This window comes from Streptomyces sp. NPDC047981 (assembly GCF_040653315.1).
Taxonomy (GTDB): Bacteria; Actinomycetota; Actinomycetes; order Streptomycetales; family Streptomycetaceae; genus Streptomyces.
Genome location: NZ_JBEZNQ010000019.1, coordinates 75,347 through 87,568 on the forward strand (window position 1 = coordinate 75,347; position 12,222 = coordinate 87,568).

11 protein-coding genes are annotated in these 12,222 nt (G+C 72.8%); 9 read left to right on the plus strand and 2 right to left on the minus strand.

The annotated features are described in order from the left end of the window. The first annotated feature begins 67 nt into the window (after positions 1-67). From dnaE to AB0E14_RS14265, 3 genes are all read left to right on the plus strand, one after another. Positions 68-3,553 carry a DNA polymerase III subunit alpha gene (gene dnaE / locus AB0E14_RS14255; protein WP_362416144.1) on the plus strand — a complete coding sequence of 1,162 codons (3,486 nt, stop codon included), beginning with the start codon at positions 68-70 and terminating at the stop codon, positions 3,551-3,553. Continuing rightward, entirely contained in the window at positions 3,550-4,590 is a 1,041-nt protein-coding gene (locus tag AB0E14_RS14260; RefSeq protein ID WP_362416147.1) for an ImpB/MucB/SamB family protein, read from the plus strand. The genes dnaE and AB0E14_RS14260 overlap by 4 nt, the downstream gene beginning before the upstream one ends. A gap of 126 nt (positions 4,591-4,716) precedes the next feature. Beyond that, positions 4,717-5,589: an alpha/beta fold hydrolase gene (locus tag AB0E14_RS14265; RefSeq protein ID WP_362416149.1), complete on the plus strand. Its 873-nt coding sequence runs from the start codon at positions 4,717-4,719 to the stop codon at positions 5,587-5,589. A gap of 14 nt (positions 5,590-5,603) precedes the next feature. Here AB0E14_RS14265 and AB0E14_RS14270 read toward each other — a convergent pair whose 3' ends face one another. Further along, on the minus strand, positions 5,604-6,614 hold the full coding sequence (locus AB0E14_RS14270) for a lytic polysaccharide monooxygenase (protein ID WP_362416152.1): 1,011 nt from the start codon (positions 6,612-6,614) through the stop codon (positions 5,604-5,606). A 184-nt stretch (positions 6,615-6,798) separates the two neighbouring features. On the opposite strand from AB0E14_RS14270, the gene AB0E14_RS14275 reads away from it, so the two are divergent. Next, positions 6,799-7,422, plus strand: a complete 624-nt coding sequence (locus AB0E14_RS14275) for a hypothetical protein (RefSeq protein ID WP_362416155.1) — start codon at positions 6,799-6,801, stop codon at positions 7,420-7,422. Between the two features lie 21 nt (positions 7,423-7,443). Here AB0E14_RS14275 and AB0E14_RS14280 read toward each other — a convergent pair whose 3' ends face one another. Then, on the minus strand, positions 7,444-8,112 hold the full coding sequence (locus AB0E14_RS14280) for a response regulator (protein ID WP_362416159.1): 669 nt from the start codon (positions 8,110-8,112) through the stop codon (positions 7,444-7,446). A 121-nt stretch (positions 8,113-8,233) separates the two neighbouring features. On the opposite strand from AB0E14_RS14280, the gene AB0E14_RS14285 reads away from it, so the two are divergent. The 5 genes from AB0E14_RS14285 to AB0E14_RS14305 all read left to right on the plus strand — a co-directional run bounded on the left by AB0E14_RS14285 (position 8,234) and on the right by AB0E14_RS14305 (position 12,206). Next, positions 8,234-9,217, plus strand: coding sequence for a tripartite tricarboxylate transporter substrate binding protein (locus AB0E14_RS14285; protein ID WP_362416162.1), 984 nt, complete (start codon positions 8,234-8,236; stop codon positions 9,215-9,217). Further along, on the plus strand, positions 9,214-9,759 hold the full coding sequence (locus AB0E14_RS14290; protein WP_362416165.1) for a tripartite tricarboxylate transporter TctB family protein: 546 nt from the start codon (positions 9,214-9,216) through the stop codon (positions 9,757-9,759). Before AB0E14_RS14285 ends, AB0E14_RS14290 begins: the two co-directional genes overlap by 4 nt. Before the next feature lie 3 nt (positions 9,760-9,762). Further along, positions 9,763-11,259: a tripartite tricarboxylate transporter permease gene (locus tag AB0E14_RS14295; protein WP_362416168.1), complete on the plus strand. Its 1,497-nt coding sequence runs from the start codon at positions 9,763-9,765 to the stop codon at positions 11,257-11,259. After that, positions 11,256-11,717, plus strand: coding sequence for a GNAT family N-acetyltransferase (locus tag AB0E14_RS14300; protein WP_362416171.1), 462 nt, complete (start codon positions 11,256-11,258; stop codon positions 11,715-11,717). Before AB0E14_RS14295 ends, AB0E14_RS14300 begins: the two co-directional genes overlap by 4 nt. Positions 11,718-11,792: 75 nt before the next feature. After that, positions 11,793-12,206 carry a DUF6299 family protein gene (locus AB0E14_RS14305; RefSeq protein WP_362416174.1) on the plus strand — a complete coding sequence of 138 codons (414 nt, stop codon included), beginning with the start codon at positions 11,793-11,795 and terminating at the stop codon, positions 12,204-12,206. Positions 12,207-12,222 lie beyond the last annotated feature (16 nt).

The window sequence follows — 12,222 nt, forward strand, 5'->3', positions numbered from 1 at the left end:
TCGAACGAGCGTACGATGAACATATCGGGTGAATCGTCGAAAAGGGGTGGAGTGATGGAGGTGCGACATGGCGGGCTTCGCCCAGCTGCACGTCGCGTCCGGTTACTCCGTCCGCTACGGCGCCGCCCACCCCGAACACCTCGTCCGGCGGGCCGCCGAGCGGGGCGTACCGGCACTCGCGCTCACCGACCGGGACACCGTCACCGGCGCCGTCCGGTTCGCGAAGGCCTGCGCGGAGGCCGGTGTCCGGCCGGTCTTCGGCGTCGACCTGGCGGTGGAGGCCCTGGCGCCCCCGCCGCCCTCCCGGCGACGGCGTACCCCTGCCCGGGGCGGCGCCCATGTCGTCGAACCGCCGCTGCGGTTCACGCTGCTCGCGCGGGACCGCGAGGGGTGGGCGCGACTGTGCCGCCTCACCTCGGCCGCCCATGTCGACGCGCTCGGCGGTACGGCGCCGGTGGTGCCGTGGGAGGCGCTGCGCGCGCACGGCGGCCCCGGCCTGATCGTGCTGCTCGGACCGCTCTCGGAGCCGGTACGGGCGCTGGCGGCGGGGCGTGAGGACGTCGCGTCCCGGCTGCTCGCCCCCTGGCAGGAGATCTTCGGCCGCGGACTCGGTCTCGAGGCCGTGGCGCACAAGCCCGCCGGCACCGGCCCCGGGTCGCTCCGGCTCGCCGCCCGGACGGTGGCGCTCGCCGACCGCACCCGTACCACCGCCGTCCTCACCAACGCCGTGCGCTACGCCGACCCGGAGCAGCACCGGCTCGCCGACGTCCTGGACTCCGCGCGGCTGCTGCGGCCGATCGACCGGCGCCGCCTGGACAGCGGGCAGCGCTGGCTCAAGGACGAGGGAAGGATGACGAGCATCGCGCGGCTGATCGCCGAGTGCGCGGGCGCGGATCCCGCGCGGGCCCACCGGCTCCTTGCCGACACCGCCGCCGCGGCGGCCGCGTGCACCCTCGACCCGGTCGCCGACCTGGGGCTAGGCACCCACCACTTCCCCGAGCCCGAGCTGCTCGGCGCCGCGCCCGGGGCGGACGGCGCCGCGCGGCTGCTGCGCGCGCGGAGCGAGGCAGGGCTGGTCCGGCGCGGCCTCGACCGGGACCGTGCCGCGCTCGACCGGCTCGACGACGAACTCGCGGTGATCTCCCGGATGGGATACGACTCCTACTTCCTCGCCGTCGGCCAGGTCGTGGCCGACATCCGGGAGAAGGGCATCCGGGTCGCGGCCCGCGGCTCGGGCGCCGGATCGATGGTCTGCCACGCGCTGGGCATCGCCACGGCCAACCCGCTCGACCACCGCCTGCTGTTCGAACGCTTCCTGAGCGTGCGCAGGAAGTCGCTGCCCGACATCGACATCGACGTGGAGTCCGCCCGCCGCCTGGAGTGCTACGACGTGATCTTCGACCGCTTCGGCAAGGAGCGGGTCGCGGTCACCGCCATGCCCGAGACCTACCGGGCCCGCCGCGCCCTGCGCGACACCGGTCTCGCCCTCGGCGTCGCGCCCGCGGACGTCGACCGGATCGCCAAGAGCTTCCCGCACCTGCGGGCCTCCGACATCCGCGGCGCGCTCGCCGAACTGCCCGAGCTGCGCGGCCTCGCGGCCGAGGCGCACCGCTACGGGCCGCTGTGGGAGCTGGCCGAAGGGCTCGACTCCCTGGTCCACGGCATGGCCATGCACCCCTGCGGCGTGGTCATCAGCGACGCGACGCTCCTGGACCGGCTGCCGGTCCAGCCGACCCCGCAGGGCGAGTACCCCATGGCGATGGCGGCGAAGGAGGAGATCGAGGCGCTGGGCAACATCAAGCTGGACGTCCTCGGGGTACGGATGCTGTCCTCGATGACCCACGCGGTCGCCGAGATCGAACGCGTCACCGGCGACCGCGTCGACCTGGACGACCCCGCGCAGGTGCCGCTCGATGACGTCTTCGCCTTCAAGCTCATCCAGCAGAGCGAGACCCTCGGCCTGTTCCAGCTCGAATCGCCCGGCCAGCAGGACCTGCTGTCCCGGCTCCAGCCCCGCGACCCGCAGGACGTCATCGCCGACATCAGCCTCTTCCGGCCCGGGCCGGTCGCCGGCGGCATGCCCGAGCGGTACATCGCCGCACGGCACGGTGGCTCGCCCCAGTACGCCCATCCCGACCTGGAGCCGGTGCTCGCCGACACCTACGGCGTGACCATCTGGCACGAGCAGATCATCGAGACGCTCTCGGTGATGACCGGCTGCGACCGCGCCCTGGCCGAGGTCGCCCGGCGGGCGCTCGGCGACAGGAAGCGGCTGCCCCGGATCGAGGAGTGGTTCCACCGCCTGGCCGGAGCACGCGGCTACAGCGCGGCGGTGCGCGCGCAGGTCTGGGAGACGGTCGAGGCCTTCGGCGCCTACGGCTTCTGCCGGGCGCACGCCGTCGCCTTCGCCGTGCCGGCGCTGCAGAGCGCCTGGCTCAAGGCGCACCACCCGGCGTTCCTGCTCGCCGGGCTCCTCGAGCACGACCCCGGCATGTGGCCCAAGCGGGTGCTCGTCTCCGACGCCCGCCGCAGGGGCGTGCCGGTCCTCCAGGTCGACGTCAACGCCTCCCGGGTGAAGCACACCGTGGAGAAGGCCGACGGAGACCGCTGGGGTGTGCGGCTCGCCCTGTCCGCCGTGCACGGGATCAGCGAGGACGAGTGCGCGCGGATCGAGCAGGGGCAGCCCTACGGATCGCTCTCGGACTTCTGGCAGCGGGCCCACCCGAGCCGGCCCGTCGCCGAACGCCTCGCCGAGATCGGCGCCCTGGCCTGTCTCCACGAGGACGGCCTGACCCGGCGCGACCTGCTGCTGCAGATCGCCGAACTCCACCGGCAGTCCCGCACCCGCTCCGCCGGCAAGGGCCAACTGCCCCTGGACGCGGGCGCCGTCGGCGGGGCGGAGCCGAGCGGGCTGCCGGAGATGACCGGCCGCGAGGCCCTGAGCGCCGAGCTGAACACCCTCGGCATCGACGTCTCCCGGCACCTGATGGAGCACCACCACCGGCTGCTGCGCGAGATCGGCGCGACCGACGCGGCCCACCTGGCCGGGATGCGCGCCGGGCAGCAGGTGCTCGTCGCCGGGGTGCGGGCCTCCACCCAGACCCCGCCGATCGCCAGCGGCAAGCGGATCATCTTCGTCACCCTGGAGGACGGTTCCGGCCTGGTCGACCTGGCCTTCTTCGAGGACTCCCACCCGGCCTGCGCGCACACCGTCTTCCACAGCGGACTGCTGCTCGTGCGCGGCACGGTCCAGGTCCGCGGCACCCGCCGCACCGTCGTCGGCACCATGGCCTGGGACCTGGACGAGATCGCCGCCGCCCGCCGCGACCGGGGACCCGAGGCGGCGCTCGCCCTGCTCGGCGCCGACCGGCCGCACCCGACACCGGCCGAGCCGCACCCGGCCGCCGGGAGCGCGCCCGCCGCCCCGCACCGCGTCCTGGTCAACGGCACCACCGGCGCCCGGCTGCACCCGTACGCCGACCTGCAGCCGGCCGGCAGCCGTTCGGCCGACCTGAAGAAGTTCGGCTACACCAGTCCGGGGAGCGCGGGATGACGGTACGTCAGCGGCACATCGCCCACCTCCACCTGCACACGGTGCCGAACGGGGACCAGTACGGAGATATAATCGAACTGGTGTCCGGAATCACGCCTCGCGTCCAGGCCGTCCCGCCGCAGGCCGTCCAGCTCGACCTCACCTCGGCGCTCCGCTACTTCGGCCTGCCCCCCTACGACGTCGTCCAGTTGGCGAAACTCCGACTGAAGGCCCACTACGACATCGACAGCAGCGCGGGGCTCGCGGGCAACCGGATGCTCGCGGCGATGGCCGCCGACGCGTCCGCGCCCGGCGAGACCACCTGGGTCCCCGCCGACCGGGCCGCGGAATGGCTGTACCCCCGGCCGGTCACCGCGCTGCCCGGGATCGGGCGCGCCACGGCCGACGCGCTCCGCCGGTACGGGCTGCACACCGTCGGCCAGATCGTCGAGCTGCCCCCGGCGACCCTGCAGCGACTCCTCGGGGCGGGCCCCGCCCGGCTCCTCGCCGAGCGCGCCCGCGGCCACGACCCCCGCCCGGTCACCCCGTCCGAGCCCGCCGCGCACCTGAGCGCCGACCTGGTCCTGGAGCGGGACTGCCTCGACCCGGCGCAGCACCACCGGGCGGTCCTGGGCCTCGCCGACCGGATCGGGCAGCGCCTGCGCGGCGAGGGCCTGGCCGCCGGGCGACTCACCCTCACCGTGCGGTACGCGGACCGCAGCTCCACCACCCGTACCCGCGCCCTGCCGGAGTCCACCGGCCACTCGCCGGCCCTCGCCGCGACCGCCCTCGGGCTGCTGGCCGCGCTCGGCCTGCAGCGGGCCCGGGTACGCGCCTTCGCACTCCGCGCCGACGACCTGCTGCCGGCCGGCAGCGCCTACCGGCAGCTCTCCCTCGACCCCGGCGACTCCCGCGCCCGCGCGGCCGAGGCCGCCGCCGATCGGGCCCGCCGCCGCTTCGGCCCGGAGGCTGTCCGTCCGGCCGCGCTGGGCGGAACGGCCCGAAGTGGAGTACCCCTACTCCGTATTGACGAGAAGTCACTTTTTACCGACGCGTAACTTCCCAGCGAAGGCTACTCGTGCGTAGCTTGGCCTGAAGCAGAGCATCCCCACTTGTGGTCCGGGCCGCAGGGCTTACTGCCTCGTTCGTTCCTGATTTCCCTTGAGCCGCAAGGAGATCGCACGATGCTGCCCTGGAAACACGCGCTCAGAACGCTCTCGGTCCTGCTGCTGACCGCCGCCGCGACCCTCGCCCCCACCGCCTCCGCGCAGGCCGCGCCCGCCCAGACCGCCGCCACCAGCAGGGGCTGGAACGACTTCTCCTGCAAGCCCTCGGCCGCTCACCCGCGCCCGGTCGTGCTGGTCCACGGCACCTTCGGGAACTCCATCGACAACTGGCTGGTCCTCGCGCCGTACCTGGTCAACCGCGGGTACTGCGTCTTCTCGCTCGACTACGGCCAGCTGCCGAACGTGCCCTTCTTCCACGGACTCGGCCCCATCGAGAAATCGGCCGAACAGCTCGACGTCTTCGTAGACAAAGTGCTCGCGGCCACCGGCGCCGCCGAGGCCGACCTCGTCGGGCACTCGCAGGGCGGCATGATGCCCCGTCACTACCTGAAGTTCCTCGGCGGCGCCGAGAAGATCAACGCGCTCGTCGGGATCGCCCCCGACAACCACGGCACGACCCTCCTCGGCCTCACCAAGCTGCTGCCGTACTTCCCCGGCGTCGAGAAGTTCATCTCCGAGAACACCCCGGGCCTCGCCGACCAGGTCGCCGGATCCCCGTTCATCACCCGCCTCAACGAGGGCGGGGACACGGTCCCCGGCGTCACGTACACGGTCATCGCGACCAAGTACGACGAGGTGGTGACCCCGTACCGCTCCGGCTTCCTCAGCGGTCCGAACGTCACCAACATCGTCATCCAGGACAAGTGCGCCCTGGACCTCTCCGAGCACGTGGCGATCGGGACGGTGGACCGAGTCACGTTCCACGAGGTGGAGAACGCCCTCGACCCGGCCCACGCGACCCCGACCACCTGCCTCTCCGTGATCGGCTAGCGCGCGCTCGGTGCTCAGCGCGCGGCGCGGCGACCGCGGCCCCGACGGGCCGTCCCGAAGAGCACGGCCGCGCCGAGCGCCAGGACGGCGGCGCCACCCATCGCCACGTACGACGTGGTGGCGTCGCCACCGGTCTCGGCGAGCCGCTCGCCCTCACCTGCGGCGGCCGGCTCGTTGGGCGCGGTCGACGCGGCCGGCTCCGAGGCGGCGGGCTCCGAGGGAGCCGCCGGCTGCGAGGTCTCCGGCGCCGCGGCCGTCGCCTCCGCGCCGGTCCCGGCGTGCTGGTCGCCGTGGCCGCCGTGCTCCACGGAGGACTCGTCCGTGCCGGCCTCGATCTCCTCGTCGGTCGGCGCGGACGCCGTCGGGGCGGGCGCGCCGCCGGTGGTGCCGTTGTCCTTGCCGAAGACGACGTCGGAGCAGGTGTAGAACGCCTCGGGGGAGTCGGAGCGCTGCCAGATCGAGTAGATCAGGTGGCGGCCGGACTTGTTCGGGATCGTGCCGTCGAAGACGTAGTCACCGCTCTCCATCCGCGGGTCGGTCACCGTCGCGAACGGCTTGGCCTCCAGGTCCGACCACTTCAGCGGCTTCGAGGGGTCGTAGCCGTCCTTCGTCACGTACAGCTCGAAGGAACCCCGGTGCGGGGCCGTGCCCTTGTAGCGGAAGGTGTGCTTGCCGGCGGCGAGCGTGCTGGCCGGCCAGTCGCCGCGCGCCAGGTCGAGACCCCGGTACTTGTCGTTGCCGGCGCTGCAGAGCTTGCCGTCCGGGATGAGGTCACGGTGCTTGCCGGCGGCGTTGGCGATGTTCACCGCGTTCCAGTCGTAGAACGCCTGCGTCCCGCTCGCCGCCACGGCCGCCTTGCACGCCGCCGACTTCGGGCTCTCCGGACCCTCCGCGTAACACGCGGACACCCGGCTCACCGGGTCCGTCATCGACCCGTGCGCGAAGGCCGGGGCGGTGGCGAGACCCGACAGGGCCAGCACGGCGGTGGCGGTCACGGCAGAGGCGGTGGTACGGCGAGAGACCATGGGGGGACAGCTCCTTCACGAGGGTGGTACGTGGGTGGTACGTGGGGGGACGCACAGCAAGCTAGCCCTCGGGAAGCGCGAAAAAGCCCGTGGAGCGGTCGGGACGGCGATCCTTAGGATCGACTTAAGGCAGAGGAAAGAAGGGCCTGAGAATCGGGCCCCCGAGAGGCCGACCGGAGGCCGGATGACCGACGACACGCCCCTCTTCCGCGAGGGGCTGCGGGCGCTCCCGTACAGCTGGGGACAGTGGCCCGACGAGGAGACCCCCGAGACGTGGGCCCTCGCTCGCGGGGCCCTGGAGGCAGGGCTCCCGCCCGGTCGGCTGGACGGGCCCGAGCCGCGTGTCTACCCGAAGGACAAGTACTTCGCCGACGACGAGGTGCCGCCGGACGACTGGTACTGCCACGAGATCCTGCGCGAGACGGTGGCGGACCTGCCGCGCGCGACCGTCGGGCAGCTGGCCGCCGCCGAGGCCGCCTGCACCGCCGTCGGCCTCGACACCGGTGACTTCCGGGAGGGCCGCTGGACCTGGCGGCTCGCCGGGTTCCTCGTGGAGCCCGCCCTCGACTGGTGCGGCCTCGCCGACGACGTCGACGCCCTCGACCCCTGGTTCCCGGAGCTCGCCGCGCTCTACATCCGCCGCCGGATGGCGGTCGAGCGGGCGACCCTCGCCCTGCTCAACGTCCGCTCCCTGGCCTCGGCCCGTACGGCCCTGAACGCCCTCGCCGTCGACCCGGAGGTGGACCAGGAGACCCGGGAGTGGATCGCGCGCCGGCTCGGCGAGGACGGGGACGAGACCGCGCCCTGACCGGCGCCGGGCCGGGTGCCGCTACCCCAGCCGGCGGTAGCGGCGCTCCGGGCGGCCCGTGCCCCCGTAGCGCAGGGTGATCTCCGCGCGGCCCGTCTCCGCGAAGTACTCCAGGTAGCGACGCGCGCTCACCCGGGAGAGCGCGCCCGCCTCCGCGCACTCCGTCGCCGACAGGCCCTCCGGGTGGGCCCGCAGGATGCCGTCCACCAGCTCCGCCGTGTGGGCCGCGAGGCCCTTCGGGAGTTCGCGCGAGCCCGGCGGGCGGGTGCCGAAGATCTGGTCCACGTCCTCCTGGCGCGCCTCCTCCAGCGCGTCCAGCCGGGTCCGCAGACCGGCCACGTGCCGCAGCTGCTCCTGCAGCGCGCTCTGGTTGAACGGCTTGATCAGATAGTGCAGCGCCCCCGCGCGCAGCGCCGAGCGGATCATGCCCGCGTCCCGCGCCGCCGTGATGAAGAGCGCATCGACGGCGAGACCGGAACCGCGCAGCTCGCGCAGGACGGAGATGCCGTCCATGTCCGGCAGGTAGATGTCGAGCAGGACGAGATCGGGGCGCAGCCGGTCGGCGAGGCGCAGCGCCTCACCGCCGCTGTGCGCGACTCCGACGACGGAGAAACCGTCCACAGTCGACACATAACGGCTGTGCAGCTTCGCGACCATGAAGTCGTCGTCGACCACCAGCACCTTCGTCACGCCGACACGCTAGGTCGCGACCACAAGGACCACAACGTCCGTTGATTGCGGAAGAGAGACAGGTTCTTAACGCGCGGGCAACATGTGGGCCACTTCACACACCTATCGAGAGGCGGCACACGTGCGTCTGCGCACCCCCCTCGCCCTGCTCGGGGCCGCGCTGCTGGTGTTGGTGGGGCCGCCCCTGCTCTCCGCCGGCGGCGGCTCCGACACCGGCACCCAGATCCCCGGACTGCGCTTCATGGTCCCCAACACCCCCGGCGGCGGCTACGACATCACCGCCCGCACCGCGGCGAAGAACGCCGAGGACGCCGGTCTGACCACCGACATCGAGGTCTTCAACCTGCCCGGCGCCGGCGGCACCGTCGGCCTGACCCGGCTCGTCGGCGAGCACGGCAACGGCAAGCTCGCCATGTCCATGGGCCTCGGCGTCGTCGGCGCGGTCCACACCAACAAGACCCCGAAGACCCTCGCCGACACCACCCCGATCGCCCGCCTCACCATGGAGCCCGACATCGTGGTGGTCGGAAAGAACTCCCCGTACAAGACCATCCAGGACCTGCTCACCGCCTGGAAGAAGGACCCCGGCAAGCTGCCCGTCGGCGGCGGCTCCTCGCCCGGCGGCCCCGACCACCTCGCCCCGATGCTGATGGCCCAGGCCGCCGGCATCGCGCCGAAGAGCGTCAACTACATCCCCTTCGACGGCGGCGGCGAGCTCCTCGCCTCCATCCTCGGCGACAAGGTCGCCTTCGGCGTCTCGGGCGTCGGCGAGTACCTCGACCAGATCGAGTCCGGCGAGCTGCGGCTGCTCGCGGTCACCGGGCCCGAGCGGGTCCCCGGGCTCGACGCCCCCACCCTGCGCGAGGCCGGGCTCGACACCGAGTTCATCAACTGGCGCGGGATCGTCGCCCCGCCCGGCCTCTCCGACGCCGAACGCGACAAGCTCGTCGGCCTCGCGACCGAGCTGCACGCCTCCCCGCAGTGGCGCGAGTCGCTGAAGAAGAACGGCTGGAACGACGCCTTCCTGCCCGGCGAGGAGTTCGGCGCCTTCCTCGCCGCGCAGGACAAGCAGGTCGCCTCCGTACTGAAGGAGCTGGGACTGTGACGACCACCGACACCGACACCGACACCCCGTCCATCGACAAGGCGGGTAGCCGCTCCTGGCTGCGCGAGCACTCCGAACTCGGCGTCGGCCTGCTCCTCTTCGCCCTCGGCGTCCTCGTCCTGACCGACGCCCTCACCATGACCGTCGACCTCGCCCAGCGCGGACCGGTCGGCCCCAGGACCGTGCCCGTGGTCGTCGGCACCGGCCTGCTCGTCGTCGCCGTCCTGCTCGCCGTCGACGTCCTGCGCGGCGGCCGGGGCGAGTCCGAGGGCGGCGAGGACGTCGACCTCTCCGAGCCGAGCGACTGGCGCACGGTCCTGCTCCTCGCCGGGGTCTTCCTCGGCTTCGCCGTCCTCATCGGGCCCGTCGGCTTCCCCGTCTCCGGAGCCCTGCTCTTCTGGGGCGCGGCGTACGCCCTCGGCAGCCGCCACCTCCACCGCGACCCGCTGATCGCCGCCGGACTGTCGCTCCTCACCTACGTCGTCTTCAACAACCTGCTCGGAGTTCCGCTGCCCGGCGGCCCGCTGATGGGAGTGCTCTGACCCATGGACTCACTCAACTCCCTGATCGACGGCTTCGGTACGGCCCTCACCCCGATGAACCTGCTGTGGGCCGCGATCGGCGTGCTCCTCGGCACCGCCATCGGCGTCCTGCCCGGCATCGGCCCCGCCATGGCGGTCGCCCTGCTGCTCCCGGTGACGTACGGACTCGAACCGACCGGCGCCTTCATCATGTTCGCCGGTATCTACTACGGAGCCATGTTCGGCGGCTCCACCACCTCGATCCTGCTCAACACCCCCGGCGAGAGCGCGGCCGTCGTCGCCGCCCTCGAGGGCAACCCGATGGCCAAGGCCGGCCGGGGCGCGCAGGCGCTCGCGGCCGCCGCCATAGGCCACTTCACCGGCGGCATGATCGGCACGCTGCTGCTCGTCGCGCTCGCCCCGACCGTCGCCGCGCTCGCCGTCGACATCGGTGCGCCCGACTACTTCGCCATCATGGTCCTCGCCTTCATCGCGGTGACCTCCGTCCTCGGCTCCTCCCGGATCCGCGGACTCGCCTCGCTGCTCATCGGCCTCACCCTGGGCCTGGTCGGCCTCGACCAGATGACCGGGCAGCAGCGCCTCACCTTCGGCTCGCTGCAGCTCGCCGACGGCATCGACGTCGTCATCGTCGCGGTCGGCCTCTTCGCCATCGGCGAGGCCCTCTGGGTCGCCGCGCACCTGCGCCGCACCGCGGGCGAGGCCATCCCGGTCGGCCGGCCCTGGCTCGGCCGGGACGACGTGCGGCGCACCTGGAAGTCCTGGCTGCGCGGCCCCGTCATCGGCTTCCCGTTCGGCGCGATCCCGGCCGGCGGCGCGGAGATCCCGACGTTCCTGTCGTACGTCACCGAGAAGCGGCTCTCCAAGCACAAGGACCAGTTCGGCAAGGGCGCCATCGAAGGCGTCGGGGGCCCCGAGTCCGCCGCCTCGGCCTCCGCCGCCGGAACGCTCGTCTCGATGCTGACCCTCGGCCTGCCGACGACCGCCGTCGCCGCCGTGATGCTCGCCGCCTTCCAGCAGTACGGCATCCAGCCGGGACCGCTGCTCTTCGAACGCGAACCCGAGCTGGTCTGGGGCCTGATCGCCTCGCTCTTCGTCGGCATGGTCCTGCTGCTCGCGCTGAACCTGCCGCTCGCGCCCGTCTGGGCCAAGCTGCTGCGCATCCCGCGCCCGTACCTCTACGCCGGCATCCTCTTCTTCGCGGCCGTCGGCGCGTACGCGGTCGGCGGTGAGGCGCTGGACCTGGTCATCCTGCTGATCATCGGCCTGATCGGCTTCGGCATGCGACGGTACGGACTGCCCGTCCTGCCCGCCGTCATCGGCGTGATCCTCGGCCCGGCCGCCGAACAGCAGCTCCGCCGCGCCCTGCAGATCAGCGACGGCTCGCTGACCGGCCTGGTCAACACCCCCTTCTCGGTGGCCGTCTACGCGGTCGTCGCACTCCTGCTGGCCTGGCCCCTGCTGAAGAAGGTGATCGTCCGCCGCCGTAACGTGTCGGCATGACCGACGACATCCGCCCCGCAGAGCCGAGCGACGTTCCGCGCGTGAAGGCCGTCACCGACGCGGCCTACCACCACTACATCGAGCGGATCGGTCTCGTGCCGGCCCCGATGGAGGCGGACCACGCTGCGGACGTGGCGGCGGGGAGGGTGTTCGTCGCCGGTGACCCGGTGGTCGGCCTCGTGGTCCTCAGGACCGAGGCCGACCACCTGTACCTCGACAACATCGCCGTCCACCCCGACGCCCAGGGCACCGGCCTCGGCCGCCGTCTGCTTGCCTTCGTGGAGTCCCGCGCCCGCGCGCTCGGCCTGCCCGAGGTCCGGCTGCTCACCAACGCGATGATGTGGGAGAACCAGAAGATGTACGAGCGGTACGGCTACGAGCTGGTCGAGCGCCGCGTGGACGGACCGTACGATCGTATGCACTACCGCAAGCGCCTCAACTCGCCCCCGATAGGGTGAGTTTCGGCCAGCTCATGGCGTGATCCGGTATCCCTGGCGGGCGATACACCCCCCACCCCGAAGGGATCATTCCTCATGCGCTTCCGCCTCGCCCTCTCCGCCGGCACCCTGCTCGTCGCGGCCGCCGCCGGCACCGCCCAGGCGGCCCCGGCCGACGCCCTCTCCGTCGACGCGTACGGCACCGTCGCCGCCGACGGCACGGTCACCCTCTCGGGCACCTACCGCTGCCTCGACGACAGCGCGGGCCCGGTCTTCGTCTCCAGCACGCTGGTCCAGCAGGACCGTTCCGCCGGTATCGGCGGCACGCGCGCCGTCTGCGACGGCCAGGTCCACGACTGGACCAACTCGGGCGTGGTGAAGGAGCCCGCCTACCGGTCCGGAGTCGCCCAGGTGAAGGCGACCCTCATGCAGCTCACACCCTCGGGCCCGCTGGGCGTGCCGATGCCCGCCTTCCTCGCTACGGAGGAGACGGACGTCATCCTCGGCTGACACCGCCCCCGGGTGA